The sequence below is a fragment of the Methylobacterium durans genome (assembly GCF_003173715.1).
Taxonomy (GTDB): domain Bacteria; phylum Pseudomonadota; class Alphaproteobacteria; order Rhizobiales; family Beijerinckiaceae; genus Methylobacterium; species Methylobacterium durans.
Map to the genome: position 1 here is coordinate 3,348,708 of NZ_CP029550.1, position 25,228 is coordinate 3,373,935.

The 25,228-nt window shown below is 70.4% G+C and carries 23 protein-coding genes and 3 pseudogenes; 8 read left to right on the forward strand and 18 right to left on the reverse strand.

The features are described 5' to 3' along the window. The first annotated feature begins 195 nt into the window (after nt 1–195). Entirely contained in the window at nt 196–765 is a 570-nt protein-coding gene (locus tag DK389_RS15515; RefSeq protein ID WP_109890875.1) for a peroxiredoxin, read from the forward strand. Here the strand turns inward: DK389_RS15515 and DK389_RS15520 are convergent. The 4 genes and pseudogenes from DK389_RS15520 to rpoZ all read right to left on the reverse strand — a co-directional run bounded on the left by DK389_RS15520 (nt 762) and on the right by rpoZ (nt 5,362). After that, on the reverse strand, nt 762–1,430 hold the full coding sequence (locus DK389_RS15520; RefSeq protein ID WP_109890877.1) for a LabA-like NYN domain-containing protein: 669 nt from the start codon (nt 1,428–1,430) through the stop codon (nt 762–764). The genes DK389_RS15515 and DK389_RS15520 overlap by 4 nt on opposite strands. A 397-nt stretch (nt 1,431–1,827) precedes the next feature. Beyond that, nucleotides 1,828–2,417, reverse strand: a pseudogene (gene pyrE / locus DK389_RS15525) (orotate phosphoribosyltransferase). An 86-nt stretch (nt 2,418–2,503) separates the two neighbouring features. Further along, on the reverse strand, nt 2,504–4,744 hold the full coding sequence (locus DK389_RS15530) for a RelA/SpoT family protein (protein ID WP_109890879.1): 2,241 nt from the start codon (nt 4,742–4,744) through the stop codon (nt 2,504–2,506). A 204-nt stretch (nt 4,745–4,948) separates the two neighbouring features. Beyond that, a complete protein-coding gene (rpoZ, locus tag DK389_RS15535) occupies nt 4,949–5,362 on the reverse strand; it encodes a DNA-directed RNA polymerase subunit omega (protein WP_109890881.1) in 414 nt (137 codons plus the stop codon). A gap of 192 nt (nt 5,363–5,554) precedes the next feature. Here rpoZ and fabD point away from each other — a divergent pair, with 192 nt between their 5' ends. The 4 genes from fabD (at nt 5,555) to fabF (ending at nt 9,120) form a co-directional block, all read left to right on the forward strand. Further along, nucleotides 5,555–6,493, forward strand: a complete 939-nt coding sequence (gene fabD / locus DK389_RS15540; protein WP_109890883.1) for an ACP S-malonyltransferase — start codon at nt 5,555–5,557, stop codon at nt 6,491–6,493. 31 nt (nt 6,494–6,524) lie between these two features. Then, nucleotides 6,525–7,265 carry a 3-oxoacyl-[acyl-carrier-protein] reductase gene (fabG, locus tag DK389_RS15545; RefSeq protein WP_109890885.1) on the forward strand — a complete coding sequence of 247 codons (741 nt, stop codon included), beginning with the start codon at nt 6,525–6,527 and terminating at the stop codon, nt 7,263–7,265. 276 nt (nt 7,266–7,541) lie between these two features. After that, nucleotides 7,542–7,778, forward strand: a complete 237-nt coding sequence (locus DK389_RS15550; protein WP_018044468.1) for an acyl carrier protein — start codon at nt 7,542–7,544, stop codon at nt 7,776–7,778. A 79-nt stretch (nt 7,779–7,857) separates the two neighbouring features. Then, nucleotides 7,858–9,120: a beta-ketoacyl-ACP synthase II gene (fabF, locus tag DK389_RS15555; RefSeq protein WP_109890887.1), complete on the forward strand. Its 1,263-nt coding sequence runs from the start codon at nt 7,858–7,860 to the stop codon at nt 9,118–9,120. Between the two features lie 204 nt (nt 9,121–9,324). On the opposite strand, the gene DK389_RS15560 is transcribed toward fabF, so the two are convergent. The 9 genes and pseudogenes from DK389_RS15560 to DK389_RS15600 all read right to left on the reverse strand — a co-directional run bounded on the left by DK389_RS15560 (nt 9,325) and on the right by DK389_RS15600 (nt 17,716). Further along, on the reverse strand, nt 9,325–10,038 hold the full coding sequence (locus tag DK389_RS15560; protein ID WP_109890889.1) for a YidB family protein: 714 nt from the start codon (nt 10,036–10,038) through the stop codon (nt 9,325–9,327). Between the two features lie 55 nt (nt 10,039–10,093). Then, nucleotides 10,094–10,639, reverse strand: a complete 546-nt coding sequence (locus DK389_RS15565; RefSeq protein WP_109890891.1) for a hypothetical protein — start codon at nt 10,637–10,639, stop codon at nt 10,094–10,096. Next, the gene (locus DK389_RS15570) at nt 10,639–11,124 is read right to left on the reverse strand and encodes a TadE/TadG family type IV pilus assembly protein (RefSeq protein WP_109890893.1); all 486 of its coding nucleotides are present in this window, start codon (nt 11,122–11,124) and stop codon (nt 10,639–10,641) included. The genes DK389_RS15565 and DK389_RS15570 overlap by 1 nt, the downstream gene beginning before the upstream one ends. Nucleotides 11,125–11,133: 9 nt before the next feature. Further along, nucleotides 11,134–12,210 (reverse strand): TadE/TadG family type IV pilus assembly protein, encoded by a 1,077-nt coding sequence (locus DK389_RS15575; protein WP_109890895.1) that lies wholly within the window; start codon nt 12,208–12,210, stop codon nt 11,134–11,136. Nucleotides 12,211–12,493: 283 nt separating this feature from the next. After that, nucleotides 12,494–12,871, reverse strand: coding sequence for a hypothetical protein (locus DK389_RS15580; protein ID WP_109890897.1), 378 nt, complete (start codon nt 12,869–12,871; stop codon nt 12,494–12,496). 88 nt (nt 12,872–12,959) lie between these two features. Then, nucleotides 12,960–15,652 (reverse strand): annotated as a pseudogene (uvrB, locus tag DK389_RS15585) (excinuclease ABC subunit UvrB). A 91-nt stretch (nt 15,653–15,743) separates the two neighbouring features. Further along, entirely contained in the window at nt 15,744–16,442 is a 699-nt protein-coding gene (locus DK389_RS15590) for a helix-turn-helix domain-containing protein (protein WP_109890901.1), read from the reverse strand. A gap of 9 nt (nt 16,443–16,451) precedes the next feature. Continuing rightward, on the reverse strand, nt 16,452–16,838 hold the full coding sequence (locus DK389_RS32420; protein WP_162560663.1) for a PAS domain-containing protein: 387 nt from the start codon (nt 16,836–16,838) through the stop codon (nt 16,452–16,454). Nucleotides 16,839–16,846: 8 nt separating this feature from the next. Beyond that, nucleotides 16,847–17,716: a PAS domain-containing protein gene (locus DK389_RS15600; protein WP_236960904.1), complete on the reverse strand. Its 870-nt coding sequence runs from the start codon at nt 17,714–17,716 to the stop codon at nt 16,847–16,849. 235 nt (nt 17,717–17,951) lie between these two features. Between DK389_RS15600 and DK389_RS15605 the strand changes: the two genes are divergently transcribed. Further along, the gene (locus DK389_RS15605; protein ID WP_109896432.1) at nt 17,952–18,482 is read left to right on the forward strand and encodes an ankyrin repeat domain-containing protein; all 531 of its coding nucleotides are present in this window, start codon (nt 17,952–17,954) and stop codon (nt 18,480–18,482) included. Next, nucleotides 18,482–20,245: a pyrroloquinoline quinone-dependent dehydrogenase gene (locus DK389_RS15610; protein WP_109896434.1), complete on the forward strand. Its 1,764-nt coding sequence runs from the start codon at nt 18,482–18,484 to the stop codon at nt 20,243–20,245. The genes DK389_RS15605 and DK389_RS15610 overlap by 1 nt, the downstream gene beginning before the upstream one ends. Nucleotides 20,246–20,254: 9 nt before the next feature. Here DK389_RS15610 and DK389_RS15615 read toward each other — a convergent pair whose 3' ends face one another. Next, on the reverse strand, nt 20,255–21,577 hold the full coding sequence (locus DK389_RS15615; protein WP_236960906.1) for an O-antigen ligase family protein: 1,323 nt from the start codon (nt 21,575–21,577) through the stop codon (nt 20,255–20,257). 138 nt (nt 21,578–21,715) lie between these two features. Continuing rightward, entirely contained in the window at nt 21,716–22,147 is a 432-nt protein-coding gene (locus tag DK389_RS15620; RefSeq protein WP_109890909.1) for a DUF6894 family protein, read from the reverse strand. A 151-nt stretch (nt 22,148–22,298) separates the two neighbouring features. Between DK389_RS15620 and DK389_RS15625 the strand changes: the two genes are divergently transcribed. Next, on the forward strand, nt 22,299–23,075 hold the full coding sequence (locus tag DK389_RS15625; protein ID WP_109896436.1) for a Crp/Fnr family transcriptional regulator: 777 nt from the start codon (nt 22,299–22,301) through the stop codon (nt 23,073–23,075). Here the strand turns inward: DK389_RS15625 and DK389_RS34280 are convergent. The 3 genes and pseudogenes from DK389_RS34280 to DK389_RS15635 form a co-directional block, all read right to left on the reverse strand. Beyond that, on the reverse strand, nt 23,069–23,284 hold the full coding sequence (locus DK389_RS34280; RefSeq protein WP_236960908.1) for an alpha/beta hydrolase family protein: 216 nt from the start codon (nt 23,282–23,284) through the stop codon (nt 23,069–23,071). The two genes, DK389_RS15625 and DK389_RS34280, sit on opposite strands and share 7 nt — an antisense overlap. Before the next feature lie 166 nt (nt 23,285–23,450). Next, nucleotides 23,451–24,032 (reverse strand): annotated as a pseudogene (locus DK389_RS35270) (alpha/beta hydrolase); the annotation flags it as partial. A 46-nt stretch (nt 24,033–24,078) separates the two neighbouring features. Next, nucleotides 24,079–25,077 carry a lytic transglycosylase domain-containing protein gene (locus DK389_RS15635; protein WP_109890911.1) on the reverse strand — a complete coding sequence of 333 codons (999 nt, stop codon included), beginning with the start codon at nt 25,075–25,077 and terminating at the stop codon, nt 24,079–24,081. Between the last annotated feature and the right edge of the window lie 151 nt (nt 25,078–25,228).

Here is a 25,228-nt window from a genome sequence, read left to right on the forward strand (position 1 = left end):
GGATCGAGCGCTGCCCACCTCTCCCGTTCGGGAGAGGTCGAGTCGGCGTTAGCCGACCGGGTGAGGGGTTCAGGTTCATCCGGAGAGGTCGCACCCTTCACCCCCACCCTCTCCCGAACGGGAGAGGGGGCGCGGCGTGGCCGTCTCGCCGTTCGCGGATTTGGCGGCTACGGTGGGTGCGCGCGGAGGCTTCCCATGGAACCGGACTATCTCAGCCTGCCCCCGGACCTGCCGGTGCCGGAGGATGATGGCGGGGCGGATCACCTCGTCGGGCGGCGCCTGCCGAACGTGTCCCTGGAGGCGACGGACGGGGGGCGCGTCACGCTCTCGGCGCTGCGCGGGCGCAGCGTCGTCTACGCCTATCCGCGCACCGGCGAGCCGGGGCGCCCGAACCTCGTTCCGGATTGGGACCTGATCCCCGGAGCCCGCGGCTGCACCCCGCAGACCTGCAGCTTCCGCGACCACCACGCCGAGCTGCGCGGGCTCGGCGTCGCACACCTGCACGGGCTCTCGACCCAGACGAGCGCCTACCAGCGCGAGGCCGCGGAGCGGCTGCACCTGCCGTTCACGCTGCTCGCCGACCCGCACCTCGCCCTGACGAAGGCGCTCGATCTGCCGACCTTCGCCGCCGCGGGGCAGACCCTGCTGCGGCGGCTGACGATGATCGTGGACGATGGGATCGTCTCGAAGGTGTTCTATCCGGTCTTCCCGCCGGATCGCAGCGCCGCCGACGTCGTCGCGTGGCTGCGCGCCCCGGGCGCCTAATCCCCGCCGAACTCGTCGGGGGCCGGCCCCTGACGGATGCCGTAGCGGCTCTCGAGGCCCGGATTGCTCCGCGGCGGCGACCGCTCGGCGAAGTCGCGCGACGGGCGTCCGTTCTCGCCCGCTGGGCGCGCATTCCGCTCGCCCGGGTCGCGCCCGATCTTGGGCAGGAGGTGAACGAGGTCGAGGAACTCGTCCGCCTGCCGGCGCAGGTCGTCGGCGATCATGGCGGGCTGGGTCTGGATCGTGGAGATCACCGTCACCCGCACGCCGCGGCGCTGCATGGCCTCGACCAGCGAGCGGAAATCCCCGTCGCCCGAGAACAGCACCATGTGGTCGATGTAGGCGGCGAGCTCCAGGGCATCGATCGCGAGCTCGATGTCCATGTTGCCCTTGATCTTGCGGCGCCCCGCGGAATCGGTGAATTCCTTCACCGGCTTCGTGACGACGCGGTAGCCGTTGTAGTCCAGCCAGTCGATCAGCGGGCGGATCGAGGAATATTCCTGATCCTCGATCATGGCTGTGTAATAGAACGCCCGGATCAGATTGTCCCGGCCCTGGAATTCCTTCAGCAAGCGCTTGTAGTCGATGTCGAAGCCCAGCGCCTTCGTCGTCGCGTACAGGTTGGCGCCGTCGATGAAAAGGGCGCTGCGTTGTTGTGTGCTCATGGCGCTGTTCGCTTATGAAAAACGATGGGTCGGAGGAATAGCCGCGACTGTCTTCGGCTTCAGGGACGCGCGGCGGATGCTGAATTGTGCCTGGGGGCCGAGGCGTTCCCGCCGCCAGGAAGAGTATTGATGGAGAACTTTGAAAAAACTTGCGACAAGGTCGAGCTTCAGGCTTGTCGAGTAAAAACTGCTGGTTTTCTCCGACCCACTTGTTCGACGAATCTGCAATGAGCTTTGTGGCCAAGACTCATACGTGTCAAGCCACCGCAACGATCCTGTAAAGTGCTTTGCAGAACGTGTTGCTTTCACTTCTGCCGAGTCGAAACCTGAGATCGCCGCGCAGCAGCCTCACGTTCGCTTTCGCGCGCCCAGATCCGTCTGCCCTTCGGCAGGTCCGTTACGCCTTCGGCAGGGCTCGGCTGCCCGGCTTCACGGCCGGGATGGCCGCCAGCTCCGGCGGCAGCGCGTCCGCCGGGTAGGCGGAAATATCGAGGGTGACGAGTGAGAGGAGCGGCACGCCGATCTCGCCGCGCCCGCCCGAACGGTCGATCAGGCAGGCGGCGCCGACGACCTCGCCCGCCTGATCCTGGAGCGAGGCGAGGCACTCGCGCGCCGATAGGCCGGTGGTGACGATGTCCTCGACGATCACGGCCTTCGCGCCCGCGGGGATCGCGAAGCCGCGCCGGAGCTGGAAGGGGCCGCCGGGCTCGCGCTCGACGAAGATCGCGCGGGCGCCGAGATGGCGCGCCGTCTCGTAGCCGGGGACGATGCCGCCAATCGCGGGGAGACCACGATGTCGATCGTCCCGAAGCGCGCGCGGATCGCATCGGCGAGCGCCCGGCACAGGCGCTCCGTGCGCGGCGGCTCCGAGAAGATCGCCATCTTCTGCAGGAAGACGCCCGAATGCAGGCCGGAACTGAGGATGAAGTGGCCCTCCAGCAGGGCGCCGGCATTGCGGAACTCTTCGAGCACCTGCTCCGGATTCATGGGGTCGGGACTCCGCGGCACGAGGGAAACCGGCCGCTTGTGGCAGCGGCGCCGGGACGAGGCAAGCAAGACGCGGTTGCGCGGGCTCAGCCGTTGACGCGATCGACGCGGCTCACCGCGCGCTTGCCGCGCAGTTCCGCGATGATCGCGTTGAGGTGCTGAAGATCCCAGACCGAGAGGTCGATCACGATCTCGGTGAAATCCTGCGTGCGCCGCTTCATCGAGACGTTGTCGATGTTGCCATCGTGGTCGGCGATCACCTGGGCGATCTGGGCCAGCGTTCCGGGCTCGTTGATCGATTGCAGGCCGATCCGGGCCGGAAACCGCTCGCTCGATCCCGCCTCGACGTCCCAGCGCACATCGAGCCAGCGGTCGGGCTCGTTGTCGAACGCGGCGAGCGCGGCGGACTGGATCGGGTAGATCGTGACGCCGATGCCGGGCGTGAGGATGCCGACGATGCGGTCGCCCGGCACGGCGCCGCCGTTCGGCGCGAAGCTGACGGGCAGGTCGCCGGCGAGCCCCCGGATCGGGATCGCGTCCGCCTGGCCCTCCTCGGCGGCGCCGTTCCCGCCGGGGAAGGTGAGCCGCATCGTCTGGTCCTTCGAGCGGCTGAGGCGGCCGGCGCCGTTGGCCGGCGGCTGGGGCACGGCGGAGCCGCCCGCGCGCCGCTCGTCCTTGTAATCGGGGTAGACCGCCTTCACGACGTCGCCCGAGAACATCTCGCCGCGCCCGACCGCCGCGAACACGTCCTCCGTCGAGCCGCGGGCGAGGCGGGGGAGGGCGCCCCGCAGCTTGTCCTCGGAGAAGCTCTTGCCCGCCCGCTCGAAGGCCCGGTCGAGGATCTGGCGCCCGAGCCCCGCATATTGGCGCCGCACGGCCGAGCGCGTCGCCCGCCGGATCGCCGCGCGCGCCTTGCCGGTGACGACGAGGGATTCCCAGGCCGCGGGCGGCGTCTGCCCGTCCGAGCGGGCGATCTCGACCTCGTCGCCGTTGGCGAGCTCGTGCAGGAGCGGCGCCATCCGGCCGTTGATCTTGGCGCCGACCGCCGTGTTGCCGATGTCGGTGTGGACCGCGTAGGCGAAGTCGATCGGCGTCGCGCCCCGCGGCAGGGCGATGAGCCGGCCCTTCGGCGTGAAGCAGAAGACCTGGTCCTGGAACAGCTCCAGCTTGGTGTGCTCCAGGAACTCCTCCGGGCTGTCGCCCTCGGCGAGGAGCTCGATCGTGCGGCGCAGCCACTGGTAGGCCCCGCTCTCGGTGGCGAGCTTCGGGTGGATCGAGCCGTCGCCCGCCTTGTTCGCCTCCTTGTAATGGGCGTGCGCCGCGATGCCGTACTCGGCGATCTCGTCCATCTCCGCGGTGCGGATCTGCAATTCGACGCGCTGGCTCTTCGGCCCGATCACGGTGGTGTGGATCGAGCGGTAATCGTTCTGCTTCGGGGTCGAGATGTAGTCCTTGTAGCGGCCCGGAACCATCGGCCAGCTCGTGTGGACGACGCCGAGCGCGCCGTAGCAATCGGCCACGGTGTCGACGACGACGCGGAAGCCGAAGATGTCGGAGAGCTGCTCGAAGGCGACCGACTTGCGCTCCATCTTCGACCAGATCGAGTAGGGCCGCTTCTGGCGCCCCGACACCTCCGCATTGATGCCTCGGGCGCCGAGCTTGGCCGTCAGGTCCTGCTCGATGCTCTCCACGAGCCGCTCGGACTTCGCCGAGAGGTCGGTGAGGCGCTGCGTGATGGTCCCGTAGATCTCGGGCTTCAGGTTGCGGAAGGCGAGATCCTCGAGCTCGTCGCGCAATTCCTGCATGCCCATCCGGCCGGCGAGCGGCGCGTAGATGTCGAGCGTCTCCTCGCCGATGCGAATCCGCTTCTCGGGCGGCATGTGGTGGAGGGTGCGCATGTTGTGGAGGCGGTCGGCGAGCTTCACGAGGAGCACGCGCACGTCCGCGGCGACCGCCAGCAGGAGCTTGCGGAAATTCTCGCCCTGCGCGGCGCGCTTCGAGACGAGATCGAGCCGCTTCAGCTTCGTCAGGCCGTCGACGAGGGCGCCGATCTCGGGGCTGAACAGCGCGCGGATCTCGTCGAGGGTGGCGGCGGTGTCCTCCACCGTGTCGTGCAGCACCGCGGCGACGATCGTCGCGTCGTCGAGGCGCAGATCCGTGAGGATCGCCGCGACTTCCAGCGGATGGGCGAAGAACGGGTCGCCCGAGGCGCGCTTCTGCGTGCCGTGGGCCCGCATGGCGTAGACGTAGGCGCGGTTGAGCAGGGCCTCGTTCGCGGCGGGGTTGTAGCGTTTCACCCGCTCCACGAGTTCATACTGGCGCATCATCCGCCGACGGACCCTTCCCCTGCTGGCATGCGTCGCCCCGAGACCTCGGCGGTCGGTGTCTCGCGCGATCGGGCGACAAGTCTCCCGCATCGCACAGGCGCGCGCCAGACCCTCGGCGTCGCAGGGGCGTGGAATTCCGGCCGCGAACGAAAAAACCCGGCCGCGAGGCCGGGTTTCGTGGGGAAGCGCGGGTGCGCCCGAGGCTCAGTCGCCCTCGTCGTCCGTCTCGACGGGCGGCGCGAGGTTCTCCAGGCCGCGCAGGAGATCCTCCTCGCTCATCCGGTCGAACTGCACCGCGCTGTCGTCGCTGGAGGCGGCCTGCGGGGCCACCGCCGCGGCGGCGGGCGAGGAGGAGAGCAGCGGCACGGTCTCGGCCTCCGGCTCGTCCACCTCGACGTATTTCTGCATCGAGTGGATCAGCTGCTCCTTGAGGTCGTCCGCCGTGATGGTCTCGTCGCCGATCTCGCGCAGCGCCACGACGGGGTTCTTGTCGCGGTCGCGGTCGACGGTCAGCGGGGCGCCGGCGGCGAGCAGCCGGGCGCGGTGGCTGGCGAGCAGGACCAGCTCGAAGCGGTTCTCGACCTTGTCGATGCAGTCTTCAACGGTGACGCGAGCCATCGGCGGCGGCTCCTTCCTGGACTTGGGACGCGAGGATTTTTGGAGATGATCGCGCGTCTTACACCGGTTGGCGCCCTGCAACAAGCTGAGCGGTCGGGCGGATTTGTGCGCTGCATTGTTGACACCCGGGGGCCTGCGATGCGACTGCGCCGCGCTTCTCGAAGGCACTGAGCGACGAACGGGCGGCTTTCCATGGCGCGAGCACTCATCTTCCCCGGCCAGGGCAGCCAGAGCGTGGGCATGGGCAAGGCGCTCGCCGAGGCGCACCCGGCCGCCCGGGACGTGTTCGCCGAGGTCGACGCCGCGCTCGCGCAGGATCTGTCCAAGATCATGTTCGAGGGCCCGGCCGAGGACCTGACCCTGACGGCCAACGCCCAGCCCGCCCTGATGGCGGCGAGCCTCGCGGTGCTGCGGGTGCTGGAGGCCGAGCGCGGCCTCGACCTCGCCCGGGACGTCGCCTGCGTGGCGGGCCATTCGCTGGGCGAATACTCGGCGCTGGCCGCCGCCGGCACGGTCTCGGTGGCGGATGCGGCGCGGCTCCTGCGCATCCGCGGCGAGGCCATGCAGCGGGCGGTGGCGCCGGGCGAGGGCGCGATGGCCGCGCTCATCGGCGCGGAACTGGAGGCCGCCCGCGAGATCGCCGCGGAGGCCGCGGAGGACGCAATCTGCGACGTGGCGAACGACAACGGCGCCGGGCAGGTCGTGCTGTCCGGCAACAAGGCGGCGGTCGAGCGGGCCGTGGCGGTCGCGCAGGCGCGCGGCATCAAGCGGGTCGTGCTCCTCAACGTCTCCGCCCCCTTCCATTGCAGCCTGATGGGCCCGGCGGCGGACGCGATGCGGGAGGCGCTGGCCGCAGTTCGCATCGCGGCGCCGATCATCCCCGTCTACGCGAATGTCCGCGCCGCGCCCGTGACGGATCCGGAAGCCATCCGCGCCGCCCTCGTCGAGCAGGTGACCGGCACCGTGCGCTGGCGCGAATGCGTCGCCGCGATGGCGGAGAGCGGCGTCGACACGTTCTACGAGCTGGGGGCCGGCAAGGTGCTGACCGGCCTCGTCCGGCGCATCGCGCCGGGCGCCGCCGCCAGCCCGGTCGGAACGCCAGACGACGTCGCTTCCTTCCCCACGCTCTGACACGTTCGCCACACGCGAAGGACGCAAGCCCATGTTCGATCTCACCGGCCGCAAGGCCCTCGTCACCGGCGCGACCGGCGGCCTCGGCGGGGCGATCGCCCGGGCGCTGCATGCGCAAGGGGCCAGCGTGGCGCTCTCGGGCACCCGCCAGGAGGCGCTCGACGCCCTCGCGGCCGAGCTCGGCCAGGAGCGCGTCCACGTCGTCCCCTGCAACCTCGCCGACGCGCAATCCGTCGAGGCGCTGGTGCCGGCGGCCGAATCGGCGCTCGGCGGCCTCGACATCCTGGTGAACAACGCCGGCATCACCCGGGACAACCTGTTCCTGCGCATGAAGGACGAGGAGTGGGAGCAGGTGCTCGCGGTCAACCTCACCGCCGCCTTCCGCCTCTCGCGCGCGGCCGTGAAGGGCATGATGCGCCGCCGCTCCGGCCGCATCGTCAACATCGGCTCGGTTGTGGGCTCCACCGGCAATCCGGGCCAGGGCAATTACGCGGCGGCCAAGGCCGGCCTGGTCGGCCTCACCAAGGCGCTCGCCGCCGAGGTCGCCTCCCGCAACATCACCGTGAATTGCATCGCGCCGGGCTTCATCGCCTCGCCGATGACGGACGAGCTCAACGACAAGCAGCGCGAGGGCATCCTGACCCGGGTGCCGATGGGCCGGCTCGGCACCGGCGCCGAGGTCGCGGCGGCCACGATCTACCTCGCCTCGGACGAGGCGGCCTACGTCACCGGCCACACCCTGCACGTGAACGGCGGCATGGCGATGTATTGAGGCCGCGCACCCTGCCGCGACGCGTCATCCGTCCCGGGCACAACCCGAGGAAAACGTTCGGAAAACCACAGGGATGAACGGTTCGTGAACCGGCTCTCGCCAGCGCGGGAACCCTGTGTTAACACCCCGGCAGCCGTGCAAGGGGGGTTGACGGTTCAGCGGGTTGCAAGTCCAAGACGACACGCGATCGGACACCGGCCGCTCCAGCGAAACGCCCGGCAACGGGAGAGCGGCCACGGCGCCTTCACCATCACGATGGACACACGAGGACCAACAATGAGCGATATCGCTGAGCGCGTGAAGAAGATCGTCGTCGAGCACCTGGGCGTGGAGCCCGAGAAGGTGGTCGAGGGCGCGAACTTCATCGACGATCTCGGCGCCGACAGCCTCGACACCGTCGAGCTCGTGATGGCGTTCGAGGAGGAGTTCAACGTCGAGATCCCGGACGACGCCGCGGAGACCATCCAGACGGTCGGCGACGCGGTGAAGTTCCTCGAGAAGAACTCCGCGTAAAAAATTTCGAGCGGCGCGGCCGGGGCCGAAACGTCCCGCCCGCCGTTCAATGGGTGACGGAACGGTTCGGGATAGCGCGATGCGTCGGGTTGTCGTTACGGGTCTGGGCATGGTCACGCCGCTGGGCAGCGGGGTGGAGCACACCTGGAGCCGCCTGATCGCGGGCGACAGCGGGGCGGCGAAGGTCACGGCCTTCGCCACCGAGGATCTCGCCTGCAAGATCGCCTGCTCGATCCCGTTCGGCGACGGCACGGACGGCACCTTCAACCCCGACCGGGTGATGGAGGTGAAGGAGCAGCGCAAGGTCGATCCCTTCATCGTCTACGCGATGGCGGCGGCGGGCGAGGCCCTCGACGACGCCGGCTGGCACCCGAAGAGCGACGCCGACCAGTACGCCACCGGCGTGCTGATCGGCTCCGGCATCGGCGGCATCGGCGGCATCTACGACGCCTCGATCACGCTGCACGAGAAGGGGCCGCGCCGCGTCTCGCCGTTCTTCATCCCCGGCCGCATCATCAACCTCGCCTCCGGCCAGGTCTCGATCGCGCACGGGCTCAAAGGCCCGAACCACGCGGTCGTCACCGCCTGCTCCACGGGCGCGCACGCGGTGGGCGATGCCGCCCGCCTGATCGCCCTGGGCGACGCCGACGTCATGGTGGCGGGCGGCGCCGAATCGCCCGTGAACCGCCTCTCGCTCGCGGGCTTCGCCGCCTGCCGGGCGCTGTCGACCGGCTTCAACGAGGAGCCGACCCGCGCCTCCCGCCCCTACGACAAGGACCGCGACGGCTTCGTCATGGGCGAGGGCGCCGGCATCGTGGTGCTGGAGGAGTACGAGCACGCCAAGGCCCGCGGCGCCAAGATCTACGCCGAGATCGTCGGCTACGGCCTCTCGGGCGACGCCTACCACATCACCTCGCCCTCGCCGGACGGGGACGGCGCCTTCCGCTGCATGACGGCCGCCGTGAAGCGCGCCGGCATCGACCCCTCCGAGATCGACTACATCAACGCGCACGGCACCTCGACGCCGATGGGCGACGAGCTTGAGCTGAAGGCCGTCGAGCGCCTCCTCGGCCCCGCCGCCGCCAAGGCCTCGATGTCCTCCACGAAGTCGGCCATCGGGCACCTCCTGGGTGCGGCCGGCTCGGTCGAAGCGATCTTCTCGGTGCTGGCCATCCGCGACGGCGTGCTGCCCCCGACCCTCAACCTCGACAACCCGAGCGTCCAGACCGAGATCGACCTCGTGCCGCACGAGGCGAAGCGCAAGCGGGTGGACGTGGTGCTGTCGAACTCGTTCGGGTTCGGTGGGACGAATGCGTCGCTGGTGATGCGGCGGGTTAACTAACCGTCTCTTGTTGTCCGGTCCACGGATTAAGTAAAATCATCATCCTCGTGCGAATAGAGCCGCCTCAGATCGGGGCGGCTCTATTTGCTTTGGTCGGGCGCCAGTCTGTCGATCAATATCTCGTCGGTCTTTGCCTGATCCGCAGTCTTCCTCGTGGCGACAGTTGTCGTGCGGAAGATTGGCACCCAATCGGTGCATGGAGATTCACCAACCTCGCCGCTCCTCCTGACCCGGCACCCGCCCCTGCGGCGTCAGCCCGTTGATCACTTCCGGCAGCACCTGCGCGAGCTGCGAGAGCAGCGTGTCGCGGTCCATCCCGGTCTGGCGCTCCAGCGTGTCGAGCGTGTCGGGGCCGAGCGCCTGGGCGAGCTGGGTCGGCTGGACCGGCCGGTTCTGCCCGTGGCCGACCCAGGAGCCGATCACGTCGCCGAGGCCGCCGCGCTGGAAGCGCTCGATCAGGCCGTCGAGGCCGCCGAGATCGGGCCCGCCCGGGCCGCCAGGCCCGGAGGTATCCCCAGCCTCGCGGTCGAGATGGGCGTAGGGGCCGGCGCCGGGCGCGCGGCCCGCGTCGCCCGGCCCGTCGAGCATGCCGGAGAGGTCGCTGTAATCGCCCTCCCGCGGAGGCGGGCCGTCGCGGCGGGCGCCGCTCGGGTCGTAGCCGCCCTGGTTGAAGCCGCCGATGTCGCCCGAGGGGTCGCGGTCGTCCTCCGGCCCCGGCTCGTAATCGGGCTGGTGGCGCGGCCCGCCCCGCCCGAAGATGTCGCCGAAGCCGCCGCTCGCGCCCTTGGCCAGCAGCAGCATCAGGAGCGCCTTCACCAGCGGGGACATACCGGCCGAGCCGCCGCCCTGGCCCTGGCCGCGCCCGCCGCCGAGCACCTGCCCCAGCACCCCGCCGATCACCGAATCGAGCAGACCCATGACGTCCTCCCGCGTAGATGCGGGGACAACGGCGCAGGCACGGCCGCGGTTGCCCTCAGCAGATCTGCTTGTCGCTCATCTGCACCGCCACCGACCAGCCGCGCAGGTGCGGCAGCGACGCGCCGGTGAAGAGCCGCGTCACGGAAGGGAAGATCGTCTGGTAATCCATCTGGATCATCACGACGATGCCGACGTCGCGGTCGTAGAGGAGGCTGAGCGCGCTCGTCTGCACGTCCGCGTCGAGGTAGGTGAGGTTGCCGGCGCAGACCTTGATGGCGCCGCTCACCTCGTTGATCTGCGCCATGCTCAGCGTGGCGGCGGGGTAGCGCATCAGGACGTTGGCCTTGCGCGTCCGGTAGAGGTCCATCGTGTCGGTGACGCAGCTCGTCGAGCCGCCGGTCGGGCAGCTCGCGATGGCGGCGGCGAGCTGCGTCGAGGCGCGCTCGATCTCCCGGTTGATCCCCGACATCGCCACGAGGTCGATCACCCCCGCGACGAGGTAGATCAGCGTCGTGGCCACCATCGCGAACTCGACGATGGCGCTGCCCTCCCGCGCCGGGAGCAGGAACGGGCGGCGGAAGCGGGGGCGCGGCCTCCCCATCAGGCCCTCCGGAACACGACCGAGGCCTTCGCCGTCAGGACCGGCAGGAACGGCACGTAGCGCACGGAAGGGAGCGCCGCGCGCAGCAGCAGCAGGTCCTTCGTCGCGCCGGGGCTGAACGTGGCGCCGGTGACCGCGGTGGCCGAGGTCGCGGCGGACGAGAGCTGCGTCATCTCCACGACGAGCCGGGCCCGGCAGCCGGCCTGGGTCAGGAGCAGGATCTTGGCGCAGACCTTGGTCTTGTAGCCGGCGGCGTCGCCCGCGGTCAGCTCGGTCTCGGGGCGCGCCGCGGAATCGAACAGCGCGTTCGAGAGCAGCACCTGCGTGTAGGCGTGCATCAGGAACTGGGTGATGCCGACGAGCAGCATGACGAGCGGCCACATCAGCACCGCCATCTCGACGCCGAGCGACCCGCGCGTCGCGCGGCGGAAGCGGCCGGGGAGGGCAGGGGGCGCGCGCTCGGGCCGCCGCGGGAGATCCGCCATCGCCGCCTCCTAGCCCGGGCAGGCGTTGCGGCAGATGCGCAGGTAGTCGATCAGCCCGCCATAGGTGTCCTCGCGGCCGGCCGCCTTCCAGGTGATGCGGTAGTTCGCCGTGGCGGCCACGGTGAAGTTTATCACCCGCTCGGTCCAGGCATCGGCCTGCACACAGACGTCGACCAGGTTCGACAGGTTGTAGCCGCCGCCGCTCTTCTCCTTGTCGACGTAGACCTCGATCCGGTTGGTCTGGCCCTCGACCGTGTACCAGTCCACGTCGCTGCTCTTCGTGCCGCAGATCACCTGACCGGGCCGGGCGGCGTCGCGCAGGCGCGCGATGTACCAGTAGCGGATCTGGTAGCTGCCCGCCGTCAGGTTGAGGGTGCGGTTCATCGAGGAGTTCGAGCGGCAGCCCGAGACGCCGCTGTTGGCGGCCGTGTTGCAGTCGCTGTCGAGCTCGGCGAAGAAGTCGCCGAAGCGGATCGAGTTGCTCGCCAGTTCCCGCTGGCCGTTGATCTCGATGCCCGCCGCGACCGTGCCCCAGCCGTTCCAGGTGTTGCTGTTGCGGGCGCCGCCGAGCACGTCCCAGCTGTTGTAGTTCACGCTGTGGGAGGGCCGCTCGAAGGATTCCGAGATCAGGAGTTCGGGCGCGTTGGCGCCGGTGGTGATGGCGACAGCCGTCGAGATCACGGCGCAGTCGCGGGCCATGCTCACCGAGAAGGTGGACTTGCGCAGGAGCGTGCCGAACACGAGCGGCTGCGAGCCCGACGCCTGGACATGGACGTTCGTGTCCGTGTTGGTGGCGGTCACCGTGGCCGAACTCGTCAGGCCCTTCGCCTGGAAGTTGCGGGCGGCGATGTCCTGGACCTGGGTCGGGTAGGTCTTCGAAGTGTCGCCGACCTTCACGTCGTCGGGCTTGTTGGCGTTGACGTAGGACTGGGCCTGCCGGCAGGCGAGCTCCGTCGCGCTCGCGACCCGGTTCCGGTAGGTGGCCTCCCGGGACGCCTCCAGCGCGCCGCCGACCCCGACGAGCAGCATCGGCAGGGCGAAGGCCAGGATGATCGCGACCCCGCCCCGCTCGTCCTGCCTGAACATCGTCCACGTCCGTGCGGAGCGCGATTCTGCCCGCAGGCGCAAACTCATCCAGAAATGCTAACGAGGGCTGACTTCAATCGGGAGAAGAATAGCCAGCGGCGATCCAGGCGCGACGTTTGATGCGAATCGTTAAAGGATCGTCAAAGCGCAATGATGGGTTGTGACTATACTTGCTACCACTAGAGGTAGAAATTTGCCCCGAAGCGCGTTCGGCTCAGCCGCCGCGCCGCCGGAATGGTCGCGAGAGCCGTGAAGCTCCAGCGCCCACCAGCGCGACGTCCGCCTATTCCCGGCGCCCCTTGAGGCCGGCCCGGTCCTGCGGAGGCAGGTGGTCGAGGGGGTTGGTGACGGACGCCTTGCGCCGGTCGGCGGACGGGACGATCGCGGTGGTCGCGCGGATCGCGCTCGGGGGTGCGACGCCACCGGTGCGGTCCTCGGCGCGCGCCTCCGTGCGCCCGTCCGTGCGTCCCTTGTCGCCCTTGAGGGTCGGGAAGTCGGAGGGCAGGGTCGAGGCGTTCGGCTGGTCGCGCCGGCTCTCGACGGTCTGCGCCTTGGCCGGCACGGCGAAGCTCGCGGTGGCGGCGACGAGGAGGCCTCCGAGGAAGAGGCCGGTGGCTGCCCCGCCGGCGCGGGGTCGGATGCTGCGACGATGGGCGGTCACGACGAACGCTCCGGACGAGGCAAGGTGAGCCGCGGGTGCGGCGGATTCTTGCACTCACAAAGCGCCAGGGCCCTCCCGGTTCCCGCCGTCAGCGGCCCCGACCGCCGCCGCCCTTGTACTTCGGGCGCTGTCCGCCGATCCCCTGCGTCGAGCGCGCCTTGGGCCGCTCCTGCCACTGGGGCGCCGGGCCGCCGACCGGCAATTCGCGGTCCGTACCCGGGCCCATGTCGTCGAGGCTCGGCCGGGAGATCCGGCTGCCGCCGGGCCCTTGCGCCCGAACTTGCCCGCCTCGCGCTCGACGTCGCCCTGGCGCGCCATCGGATCGTCCGCCACGAGGAGCTCGGTCGCCTGGAGCCGCTTCAGCTCGTCGCGCAGGCGTGCCGCCTCCTCGAAGTCGAGATCGGCCGCGGCCGAGCGCATCCGCTTCTCCAGATCGGCCATCACGGCCTTCAGGTTGTGGCCGACGGTGATGGCGTCCTTGGCGAGGCCCGTATCGACCTGCACGTGGTCGCGCTCGAACACGCTGTCGAGGATGTCGGCGATGCCGCGCTTGACCGATTGCGGGGTGATACCGTGCTCCGCGTTGTAGGCGAGCTGCTTCTGACGCCTCCGCTCGGTCTCGGCCATCGCCCGCTCCATCGAGCCGGTGACCTGGTCGGCGTAGAGGATGCAGCGGGCATCCGCATTGCGGGCCGCGCGGCCGATCGTCTGGACCAGCGAGGTCTCGGAGCGGAGAAAGCCCTCCTTGTCGGCATCGAGGATGGCGACGAGGGCGCATTCGGGGATATCGAGGCCCTCCCGCAGCAGGTTGATGCCGATGAGCACGTCGAAGGCGCCGAGGCGGAGGTCGCGGATGATCTCGATGCGCTCCAGCGTGTCGATGTCCGAGTGCATGTAGCGCACCCGCACGCTGTTCTCGTGCAGGTACTCGGTGAGATCCTCGGCCATGCGCTTCGTCAGCGTCGTCACCAGCGTCCGATAGCCGGCCTGCGCCACCTCCCGCACCTCGCCGAGGAGGTCGTCCACCTGGGAGCGGGCCGGGCGCACCTCGATCACGGGATCGACGAGGCCGGTCGGGCGGATCACCTGCTCGGCGAAGACGCCCGCCGTGCGCTCCATCTCCCACTTGCCCGGCGTCGCCGAGACGTGGACCGATTGCGGGCGCATCGCGTCCCATTCCTCGAAGCGCAAGGGGCGGTTGTCGAGGCAGGAGGGCAGGCGGAAGCCGTACTCGGCGAGCGTCGCCTTGCGGCGGAAGTCGCCCCGGTACATGCCGCCGATCTGCGGCACCGTCACATGGCTCTCGTCGGTGAAGACGAGGGCGTTGTCGGGCAGGTACTCGAACAGGGTCGGAGGCGGCTCGCCGGGCTTTCGCCCCGTCAGATAGCGCGAGTAGTTCTCGATGCCGTTGCAGGCGCCCGTGGCCTCGATCATCTCGATGTCGAAGGTGCAGCGCTGCTCGATCCGTTGCGCCTCGATCAGGCGGCCCATCCGGGTCAGTTCGTCGACCCGCAGCTTCAGCTCGGTCTTGATCCCCTTGATCGCCTGCTGCAGCGTCGGACGCGGCGTGACGTAGTGGCTGTTGGCATAGACCTTCACGAACTTCAGATCGTTGATCTTCTTGCCCGTCAGCGGGTCGAACTCGACGATGCCCTCGATCTCGTCGCCGAACAGGCCGATGCGCCAGCCGCGATCCTCCAAGTGGGCTGGCCACAGCTCGATCACGTCGCCGCGCACCCGGAAGGTGCCGCGGGCGAAATCCGACTGGATGCGCTTGTACTGGAGCGCCACGAGGTCGGCGATGAGCTGGCGCTGCTCGATCTTCTCGCCGAGCGAGACCGTGAAGGACATCGCCGTGTAGGTCTCGACCGAGCCGATGCCGTAGATGCACGAGACCGAGGCCACGATGATCACATCGTCGCGCTCCAGCAGCGCGCGGGTGGCCGAGTGGCGCATCCGGTCGATCTGCTCGTTGATCGAGCTCTCCTTCTCGATGAACGTGTCCGAGCGCGGGACGTAGGCCTCGGGCTGGTAATAGTCGTAGTAGGAAACGAAGTACTCGACCGCGTTGTCGGGGAAGAAGCTCTTGAACTCGCCGTAGAGCTGCGCGGCGAGCGTCTTGTTCGGCGCGAGGATCAGCGCCGGGCGCTGCGTCTCCTCGATCACCTTGGCCATGGTGAAGGTCTTGCCGGAGCCGGTGACGCCGAGCAGCACCTGATCGCGCTCGGCCGCCTTCACGCCCTGGACGAGTTCGGCGATCGCGGTCGGCTGGTCGCCCGCCGGGGTGAACTCGGAGTTCAGCCGGAAGGGAACGCCCCCTTCCGATTTCTGCGGGCGCTCCGGCCGGTGCGGCACCCAGGTCTGCCCGTCCTTGAAGAGCGGGTTGCCCTCGGTCAGGAGCTTCTGGAGCGCGTCGACGGTGGCGGAGACGCCGTCCGCGGCGAGCGAGGTCTGCCCGTCCTCCACCGCGCCCTCGGGGGCCGGCCCGTCCTCGCCGTCGCGCAGGCCCAGCGCCTGGGCGAGCCGCGGATTGACGTCGGCCGCGCTGCCATGCGCGAAGCTCGCCTGCGGCGCCTCGGCAAAGCCCGTCTGCGCGACCGGATCGGCCTTCTTCCCGCGGCCCTTCCGCTTCGGCTCGCCGGGCCGGGCCTGGGCGGGTTCCGGCAGGCGGTTGCGGTTGAGGGCCGGGTTGAGGAGTTCGGCCAGGAACGGGTCGAGCGGCTTCAGCTCGGGCTTCTCGGCCTTGCCCGAGGCGGGGCGGGGCTTTCTGGGAGTCGGCATCGTACGAATATGGCAATTCGGGCCCGTGCCGGAAAGGGCGCCGCTCAGACGCCGCCGACCGCGATCGCGCTCCCGTCCCGGGCGGGCGTCCTCATCGCCGTCCAGATTTCGGCGGCGGGCCTCGGCCGCGGCGGTGCGGGCGCGGCAACGCTCCCCGGGCCGGCCTCAGCGTCGCGCCAGGAGGATCGTGCCGCTGCCGGTCATCAGGAAGCGGACGCCGCCCGCCCGCAGGGCGGCGACCGCGGCGTGGCGGGAGCGGCGATGCCCGGGTCTCCCCGTTCTCCTCCAGGCAGCGTATCGTGGAGAAGGAGAGCCCTCTTGCCGCGGCGAGGGTCATCATGGACCAGTCGAGCAGGCCGCGCGCCGCACGGATGCGATGGCCCTCGATGCATTGCTCGAGCCCCTGCCTCAGGCTCCCCGAGATCGTCGGCGGCCGGCCCGAGAGCGGCTGGAGGAAGCCCGCCTGCTCGGAGAGGCGCCCGGCCACGTCGTAGACCGGCACCGAGACGCAGAGGCACCGGGTCTTCACGGACCCCGCCAGAAGCCGGAGCTCGACGTCCATGTACGGGCTCTCCGTCGCGAAAGCCTGCGCGACGCCGTCGATCACCTGCTGCCGCCGGTCGGCGGGAACGGTATCGAAGGGGGCCGCCATCAGGACGTCGAGGGGGCGCCCGAACAGCTCCTCGAACTGCATCGGGATGATCGAGACGCCATCCCATCTCATGGCGGCCGTGGCGAAGCCGGTCTGACGGTACAGGACCTCCTGCCGCTGGCGTTCGGCAGCACGCAACCGCTGCCGTTAGCGGGCCGAGGTGATGTCGAGGACGAGGCCGCTCGCACCGATGGGCCGGCCGGCGGGCGAGACGAGAACCTCCGCCCGCGACGACAGGGTCCGCACCGAATCGTCCGGACGAACGATGCGGAACGTGCTGTTCTGGAGCACGCCCGATTGCATGATCTGGGCCGCAGTCTCGATCGCGGGCCTGTCCTCGTGATGGACGAACCCGCGCAACGCCTCGTAGTTCGGCCGGATCCCGCCCGGTTCGAGGCCCAGAAGGTGATAGCGTCCGTCCGACCAGACTTGCTCGTCGCCCGCGAAGGTACAGCTCCAGCTCCCGGTCAAGCCGATGCCCTCGATCAGCGCCAGGAAGCGAGGGGACGAGAACGCGAGGTCCGAGACGGTCACGGCCGGTCTCAGACCTTCGCGATGGCGACCGCCCCGCCGTCGACGCGCGGGAACCGGATCCCCGCTGCCCGAAGGGCGGTGATCGCGGCCCGGCGGGAGCGGTTGCCCAGGCCCTCCGTACTCTCTTCGAGCCGGCGAATCGTCGAGAACGAGAGGTTGCTGGCATTGGCCAGGTCCGTCATCGACCAGTCGAGCAGGCCCCGCGCCACGCGCAGGTGGAAGCCCTCGATACCCTCGTCGAACTCGGCGGCTTCCTCCGTGGCCCCATCGCCTTCCGGGTTGGCCGGCGGCACCAGGTTGATCCATTCGAGGATGGTGCCGTCGACGTCGCGCATCGGGACGAGGGTGGTCTGGAAACGCTCGCGGCGCCCGTCTGGCAGGGCGAGCGTCCCGACGGAGGTGAAGGTGTTGCCGCTACGGAACCCGGCTTCGAGCGTCTCGCGCCAGAGCAACCGCTCCTCGTCGAGGGCGGCTGCGGCCGAGGCGCCGTCGGGCACGACGGCCTCCGCCGAGAAGCCCGTTAGGACGGCGAAGTCCGGCGCCTCGCCCGCGTCCGGCAGGGATGGCAGCGTGTGCGTGACGACTCGGGCCTGCTCGAACAGCGCCTGCTTGCGCCGCCGCTCCGCCGCCTGCGCGCGGGCGAGCTGCTCCTGGCCCGTGACGTCGAGGACGATCCTGGCGGCGGCCCGCGGGCGCCCATCGGCCGCGAGATACACCTCGCCGCGCCCGGACAGGATCCGGAGCGACCCGCCTGGCCGGATCAGCCGGTAGGTGTGGTCGTGCAGGATGCCGTCGTGCATCACCTGTGCCGTCGTCTCGATCTCGACGCGGTCGTCCGGATGGACGAGGCTGAGGAACAGGTCGTAGCTCGGGCGCACGCGGCTCGGATCGAGCACCAGGATGCGGCAGAGCCCGGGCGACCAGACCTGCTCGTTCGTCGCGAAGGTCCAGCCCCAGGTTCCGGTCAGCCCGCAGCTCTCGATCAGCCGGAGGAACTCCCGGGAGGAGAAGGCGAGGCCCGATCTGGCGAGCGGCGCCTCGCTCCCGGCTGGACAGCCGGGGGCTTCGGCCCCAGATGCGCGGTCAGCCCTTCCCCGGTTCGCCGAGATCTCGATGCCGCCCGAGCCCGAAGCCCCTCCGCCTGCCCTCGACGACGAGACCGTCGCCTTCGCCGGCCGCGTCTTCCAGATGGCCCGGATGGGGCACGCGGAGGAACTGGAGGCTCTGTTCGGCCAGGGGCTGCCCGCGAACCTGCGCAACGACAAGGGCGACAGCCTGCTGATGCTGGCCGCCTACAACGGACAGGCGGAGGCGACCCGTGTGATCCTGGAGGCGGGCGGCGACCCCGAACTCGCCAACGACCGGGGCCAGACGCCGCTTGCCGGCGCCGCCTTCAAGGGCGAGATCGGAATCGCCAGGCTCCTCCTCGACCACGGCGCGGCCGTGGACGGGAGCGGCGCGGGCGGCCGCACCGCCCTGATGGTGGCGGCGATGTTCGACCGGACCGAGATGGTCGACCTGCTCCTCGCACGCGGGGCGGATCCCGACCGGCGCGACGCGGGCGGACAGAGCGCCGCCGAGATGGCGCAGGCCATGGGCGCCGCCGAGACCCCGGCACAGCTCGCGCAGGCGAAGCGCCCATGATGCGCCGCCGGTTCGCCGCGGCGCTGACGCTCGCCGCCTCCCTTCCCGCCAGCATGGCTGCGCGCGCGGAGGACTGGCCGATGTTCGGGGGCGATCCCTCGAACCGGCACCATTCCGCCCTTGGCCAGATCGACCGCGGGAACGTCGCCAAGCTGCGGCCGGCCTGGATCTTCCAGACGGGGGTGACGGGCTACTTCCAGGCCGAGCCCGTGATCGTCGCGGGCGTGATGTACGTCTCGACGACGGGCAACCACGTCGCGGCCCTCGACGCGAAGTCCGGCCGCGTCCTCTGGACCTACACGCACAAGGCCCGCACGGAGAAGATCTTCGGCCCGCCCTCGAACCGGGGCGTCGCCGTCGCGAACGGCCTCGTCTACGAGGCGACGATGGACGGGCGCGTCATCGCCCTCGACGCGAAGACCGGCAAGCCCGTCTGGGACAAGGAGGCGGTGCGCCCGGAGGAGGGCGAGACCGAGACGGCCTCGGCGCTCTCGGCGCAGCTCGGCGACAAGCCGGTGCAGGGCTCGAGCCGCCTCGGCTTCAAGATGCCGCCGCTCTTGGCGGAGGGGCTCGTCATCGTCGGCGTCACGGGCGCGGGCTACGGGCTGCACGTCGAGGACGACAAGGGCGGCCTCGACGGCGGCTCCGTGGTCGGCATCGAGGGCGGCTACGGCCGCCGCGGCTGGCTCGCCGCCTACGACGCGAAGACCGGCGAGGAGCGCTGGCGCTGGTACGTCACCAAGCAGGATGGCTGGGAGGGCGCGTTTCGCGCGACGACGCCGGACGGCGTGCCGCTCCACCGCGACATCGCCGCCGAGAAGGCGGCCGCCCCACAGCACCGCGAGGCGTGGCGGGTCGGCGGCGGCTCCCTCTGGATGACGCCGGCCTACGACGCGGAGGCGGGCCTCATCTTCCTCGGCACCGGCAACCCGGCGCCGCAGAATTTCGGCCTGACCCGCCCCGGCGACAACCTCTACACGATGAGCCTCGTCGCCCTCGACGTGCGCACGGGCGCGCTGCGCTGGCACTTCCAGCAGGTGCCCCACGAGGAATGGGGCTACGACGTCGCGAGCCCGCCCTTCCTCCTCGACCATCCCACGCCCGAGGGCCCGGTGAAGGCGGTGGCGCAGGCGAGCAAGACGGGCTGGATCTACGTGCACGACCGGGCGACGGGCCGCCTGCTGGCGCGCTCCGAGCCGGTGATCGCGCACAAGAACCTGTTCGCGCCCCCGAGCCCCGAGGGCACCGTGGTGAGCCCCGGCCCCCTCGGCGCGATCTCCTGGCACCCGGTCGCCTACGATGCGGCCGCGGGCCGGGCCTTCGCGCAGGTCCGCCACGGGGCGGCGACCTACACGGTCAAGACGGTGCCGGCCTCGGGCGGGCGCCCGGAGATCCGCTACACCGAGACCAGCGAGGCGAAGGGCGAGCCGAGCTTCAGCACCCTGACGGCGGTCGATCTTGCGCGGGGCGGCGCCATCGCGTGGTCGGTCAGGGCGGGAAGCCGGCTCTCGGGCGGGACTCTCTCGACGGAGGGCGGCCTCGTCTTCTCCGGGGAGGAGGACGGCCACCTCGACGCGCACGACGCGCGGGACGGGCGCATCCTGTGGCGGTTCCAGTGCGGGGCCGGCATCGGCGGCCCGCCGGTGACCTACGCGGTCGACGGGCGCCAGTACGTGGCGCTGGCGGCCGGCGGCGCCTCCTTCACCAAGGCGTCGGGATTCGGCACCGGCGACGCGCTCGTGGTCTTTGCCCTGCCGGACTAGGCGGGCCCGTCAGCGGCTCACGAGCGCGTGCTCGGTGCGCAGGCGCAGGCCGAAGATCGCGAGCATGACCATGCAGCAGGTCGGGTTGTTGCCGTTGAACAGGACCGATTCGAACGAGGCCGAGATCATCGCGAAGAGCCACAGGCGCACGAACAGCATCAGGGTCGGGTCGAGGGTGCGGCCGGCCGCGATCCGGCTCAGGTCGCGCAAGGGACCGTAGACGTAGGCCAGCAGCGCGAACAGGAGGCCGGGCAAGCCCGTGGTCAGCGCCGCGTCCAGGAAGGCGTTGTGCGCGTGCCGCGCGCTGTTCACCCAGGTCGAGATCGTGGCGCTGCCGTACATCGTGCGCTCGGTCAGCCAGAAGGCGCCGTAGCCCCAGCCCTGGAGCGGCCGGTTGAGGATGTTCTCCACCGCGAATTGCCAGATCTCGCTGCGCCCCGTGTAGGTCGCGTCCTTGAGGATCGCTTCGAGCAGGTCCTTCACCGGCGGGATGAACACGGAGCCGATCGAGATCACCGAGAAGGCGAGGATCGGCGCGACGAGGAGGAGGACGCGCATCGCGCCGCCGCGGAACACCTGCGTCAGGCCGGTGACGACGAGGATCACCGGCAGCGTCGCCATCGCGGTCTTCGAGTTGGTGCCGATCAGGAAGATCGCCGAGAGCACGACGATGGTCCATCCGTAGAACCGGCTCGCCGTCGCTGCCACGTAGAGGCCGACGAGGATCAGGATCACCATCACCGAGCCGGCCTCGTTCTTGTGCGGGAAGATCCCGCGCCAGAGGCCGGCATGCTCGGGCTCGGCCTGGACGTCGAAGGCCGAGTGGACGGCGAGGTGCGGCACGAGGGCGACCGCGAGGAAGGACGAGACCACGATGATGAGCGCGCTGCCCGCGAGCGTGAGCGCGAACTGGCGCGCCGAGCGGGCGACGACGAGGATGCCGGCCGCGAGCATCGCGGCGATGAGGAGGAGGATCGAGCGCCGGATCGAGAGCAGCGGCTCGACCGAGGTCAGGATGGTGAGCGCCAGCCAGCCGGCGCAGAGCAGGATCGGCCAGCTCAGGAGCGGCCGCAGCCGCTCGATGCCGAGGCGCCACAGGGCGGCTCCCATGGCGAGCCCCAGGCCGATGAAGGTCGCCTGCGTGAGGAGGCTGCCGGATTCGGCCGCCTCCAGCAGGGAGCGGTCGCTGAGGTCTGAGAACCAGAGATGATTCCAGAACACGACGATGACCGTGCCGTTGAGGACGATCCGCATCCAGTCCGGGATGTCGCGGGCTGACCGGGCGCGGGATTTCGCGACCCTGCCGGCGTCGATCTCTGCAGCCGATGACACGGGGCGCGGCCTCACAGCGGGGGGCGTGCGCGGGGTCGCGCCGCGGCGAAGCGGCATCCTAGCCCGCGACGGAGCGGTTGCGGCGGGTCGCGTCGCCGCTGTGCCCGGATTTCGCGGCGTAAGGTTGATGCGCCGCGCCTAGGCCCGCGGCGTCGGCCGCGCTCGGCCGTCCCGGCCACGCAGGCGGTCAAGGAGTTCCTGCGTCACGCACAGGGTGGCGGCGAGGGCGGCCCGCTGCTCGTTCAGCGCAGCGATCAAGCGCCGGGTCCGCGCGATCTCGGCCTCCGCGCTCCCGTGACGCGCGGGGGCGTGCCGGAACCGCTCCGGATCCTCATCGAGGACCTCCGAGAACGGTACGTCCATCAGGAGGCCGCCGCCCACATCCGCGATTTCGAAGGCGTAGCGCAGGATCCGCGCCCGCTGCCCGCCGCTCTGGATCAGGTCGGAGGCGATCCGGGAGATCGCGTGGCACACGTCGAGATAGGCATCGTCGAGGCTGCCGAACGACACGCCCTCGTTGTCCCATTCCAGCTCGTCGGGTGTTCGCAGGTGGAAGTAATAGTGCGGCATGCGCCGGCTCAGCTTTGTTCCGTCGGTCCACTTGGACGGACGATATCAGGTTGACGTGCCGCAAGCCTTCGAAATGAGCGGCTTGACATAGGTAAGTTTTGTTTCTCGACGATCTGATAAGCTCGGCCTGTTCGGCGTCATGGTGGTGGGCATGCCGCAGCAACTGATCCGCAAGCTCGAACAGTTTACCCGCCTGTCCGGTGCGGACCGGCGTGCCATCTGGGATGTCGCGAGCCGGAAGGGCCGGTTCCTCGGCGCGCACCAGGACATCATCCGGGAGGGCGACAAGTCCGAGCACGTAAACCTGATCCTCGACGGCTGGGCCTGCCGCTACAAGACCCTGGAGAACGGGCGCCGGCAGATCATCTCCTTCTTCGTCCCGGGCGACCTGTGCGATCCGCATGTCTGCGTGTTCCGCGAGATGGACCACTCGATCGGCGCCATCACCCCGGTGCGGCTCGCCGAGATCTCGCGCGATCAACTGCTCGACCTCACCGAGGCGCATCCGCGCGTCACGCAGGCGCTCTGGTGGGAGATGCTGGTGACGGCCGCGGTCCAGCGGGAATGGACGGTCAATCTCGGTCAGCGCACCGGGCGGGAGCGGATCGGGCACCTGCTGTGCGAATTGTTCATCCGCCTGCGGGCGGTCGGACTGACGGACGGCGACAGCTGCCTCCTGCCGGTCACGCAGGTCGATCTCGGCGACGCCACCGGCCTGTCGAACGTGCACGTCAACCGCGTGCTGCAGGAACTGCGCGCCGACGGGCAGATCGTCCTGAAGGGGCGTCAGCTCACGATCCCGGACCTCGAGACCCTGCAGGCCGTGTCCCTCTTCAACGTCAACTACCTGCACCTCGACCGCGAGGGGCGCCACCTCGACGCGAACGGCCCCGACACGGCGCGCGCCGGGTGCCCCGTCCCTCAGTAGCGCACGCCGACCGTCATCTGCTGGCGGGGCGCGGCCTGGGACTTGAGGAAGGCGGCCATCTCGGCAAGCGCCGGCGCCTTCGCGCGGAAGGTCACCGAAAGGGCAAGCAGCGTGTCGCTGTGGTCGAGGCCGGGATAGATCCGCTCCTGCACCGGCACGCGGGCGGCGCGGAGCCGGCCCGCGAGGCTCTGCGTGTTGCGCGGGCGCACGACGATGTCGGCCTCGCCGGTCGCCAGGAAGGCCGGGGGAGTGCGGCCCGGCGAAGTTGACGGGCTGGGTGATCGCCGGGTCGGGGGCTTGGCCGAACACGCGCTTCGAGGTGTCGTGGTCGAAGGGGAGGAAGTCGTAGGGCCCCGACAGGCCCGCGACCGCCCGGATCACCTTCGGATCGACGCCCTCCGCCCGCAGGTAGCGCGGGTCGAGCCCCAGCATCACGGCATTGTAGGCGCCGGCCGAGTGCCCGGCGAGCACGATGCGGCGCGGGTCACCGCCATAGGCCGCGATGTTGTCGCGCACCCAGGCCACCGCCGCCGCCCCGTCCTCCAGGAAGCCCGGGAAGGCCGCCTCCGGGTAGAGGCGGTAGTCGGGCAGGACGGTAACGAAGCCCTGCGCGGCCAGCGCGTGGCCGACGAAGGCGTAATCCTCCTTGGCGCCGCTCTGCCAGGAGCCGCCATAGAAGAAAACCAGGACGGGCGCGTGCTCAGGGGCGTCGACCGGCACGTACACATCGAGCCGGCGGCGCGGGTTCTCGCCGAAGGGCTGGTTCCTCAGCGCCTGCCGGCCCCCGTGATCGCGCGGCCCCAGCGCGTCGAACAGGGCGAGCGGCGAGCAGCCGCCCATCCCGAGCGCGGCGAGGGCGAGGCAGACGAGACCGGCGACCGCGGTGAAGGCTCTGAGCATGCAACTCTCTGTTTCGCGCCGACTCGGGTGATCGCATGCCGGTCGGGGCGGATTCATGGCCAAGGTATGGTTTCGGACGGATTCCGCGAGGGGGCCGAGGAGATCAGGTCTTCAGGACGATGCAGGCCCCGCCCACGGTGCGGATTTTGCCGCAGAGGGTGTCGGCCGCCTGCCGGCTCTGGGCCGGGATGCGGATGCGGTAGAAGGCGCGGGTGCCTCGGTTGCGCAGGCGGGTGCCGATGATCATCGGTCGGACCTCGCCGATCACGCTCGCGTAGAGGTTGCGCGCCCGCGAGAAGCTCTGGAGGGCGAGCGCCTTCGAGAAATTGCCGGCGAGCTGGATGCCCCAGGGCGCGGCCGGCCCCTCGTTGAGGCCGAGCGCGAAGCGGTCGCCGCGCGACGGGATCCGGAGTGCCGCCGTCGTCTGGAGGCAGGTCTGGGAGCCTTCGAGCGCCGGCTCGGCCGTCTCCGGAGTCTTCTTCTCGGCGCTCTCCGGCGGCTTCGCGTCCGGCTGGGCGGCCTTGCTCTGCGCCGGCGGCGTCTTGCCCTCGGGCTGCGCGCTTCGGCCCTCTGGCGGCCCCATCTCGACGCTGCCGGAGCCCGGGCGCCAATCCTCCGCCGGGCGCCCCGTGATGGCGTAGACGTAGGAGCGCGTCTCGGCGGGCAGCCCGCCGGAGCCCGCGAGCCAGTTCGCGACGCGGGTCGGCCCGCCGTTATAGGCCGCCGCCGCGAGCCCGAGATTGCCGAACTGGCGCCGATGATCGGCGAGGAGATGGGCCGCGTGCGGGATCGCCTGTTCCGGGTCGAACGGGTCGAGAAGCCCGCGCTCCCGGGCGGTGCCCGGCATGAATTGCGCGACCCCCTGCGCGCCCGCCGGGCTCACCACGCCGACCCGGAAGCTGCTCTCTCGCCAGATCAGCCGGGTCAGGAACGGCACCGGCAACCGGTGGGTGCGGGCCGAACTCTCGATCAGCCGGCAGAGCGCCTGCTCGACGGTCTCGGTGGCGCCCTCCGACGGCGCCGCCCGCGCCGGCCCGGCGAGGAGCAGGATTCCGAGGAGGAGAGCCGGGATCGCGGCGGCCGGTAACTTGGCTGAGCACATCACGGCCAGGGTTCTAGCGCTGCCGGCCGCCCGATCAAACCGCGCGGGCCGCGACCGCGTCGCCCGGGTCGGCCTGAAGGCTCGGATGACCGCATCCCATCGCCACCCGGGCGCGGACAAGTCCGCCCTTCGCCACCGCCTTCCTGCTCGA

Coding starts and splice junctions, on each gene's coding strand:
- DK389_RS15515 (WP_109890875.1), top strand. CDS start 196: ATGGAACCGGACTATCTCAGCCTGCCCCCGGACCTGCCGGTGCCGGAG.
- DK389_RS15520 (WP_109890877.1), bottom strand. CDS start 1,430: ATGAGCACACAACAACGCAGCGCCCTTTTCATCGACGGCGCCAACCTG.
- DK389_RS15530 (WP_109890879.1), bottom strand. CDS start 4,744: ATGATGCGCCAGTATGAACTCGTGGAGCGGGTGAAACGCTACAACCCC.
- rpoZ (WP_109890881.1), bottom strand. CDS start 5,362: ATGGCTCGCGTCACCGTTGAAGACTGCATCGACAAGGTCGAGAACCGC.
- fabD (WP_109890883.1), top strand. CDS start 5,555: ATGGCGCGAGCACTCATCTTCCCCGGCCAGGGCAGCCAGAGCGTGGGC.
- fabG (WP_109890885.1), top strand. CDS start 6,525: ATGTTCGATCTCACCGGCCGCAAGGCCCTCGTCACCGGCGCGACCGGC.
- DK389_RS15550 (WP_018044468.1), top strand. CDS start 7,542: ATGAGCGATATCGCTGAGCGCGTGAAGAAGATCGTCGTCGAGCACCTG.
- fabF (WP_109890887.1), top strand. CDS start 7,858: ATGCGTCGGGTTGTCGTTACGGGTCTGGGCATGGTCACGCCGCTGGGC.
- DK389_RS15560 (WP_109890889.1), bottom strand. CDS start 10,038: ATGGGTCTGCTCGATTCGGTGATCGGCGGGGTGCTGGGGCAGGTGCTC.
- DK389_RS15565 (WP_109890891.1), bottom strand. CDS start 10,639: ATGGGGAGGCCGCGCCCCCGCTTCCGCCGCCCGTTCCTGCTCCCGGCG.
- DK389_RS15570 (WP_109890893.1), bottom strand. CDS start 11,124: ATGGCGGATCTCCCGCGGCGGCCCGAGCGCGCGCCCCCTGCCCTCCCC.
- DK389_RS15575 (WP_109890895.1), bottom strand. CDS start 12,210: ATGTTCAGGCAGGACGAGCGGGGCGGGGTCGCGATCATCCTGGCCTTC.
- DK389_RS15605 (WP_109896432.1), top strand. CDS start 17,952: ATGCCGCCCGAGCCCGAAGCCCCTCCGCCTGCCCTCGACGACGAGACC.
- DK389_RS15610 (WP_109896434.1), top strand. CDS start 18,482: ATGCGCCGCCGGTTCGCCGCGGCGCTGACGCTCGCCGCCTCCCTTCCC.
- DK389_RS15620 (WP_109890909.1), bottom strand. CDS start 22,147: ATGCCGCACTATTACTTCCACCTGCGAACACCCGACGAGCTGGAATGG.
- DK389_RS15625 (WP_109896436.1), top strand. CDS start 22,299: ATGCCGCAGCAACTGATCCGCAAGCTCGAACAGTTTACCCGCCTGTCC.
- DK389_RS15635 (WP_109890911.1), bottom strand. CDS start 25,077: ATGTGCTCAGCCAAGTTACCGGCCGCCGCGATCCCGGCTCTCCTCCTC.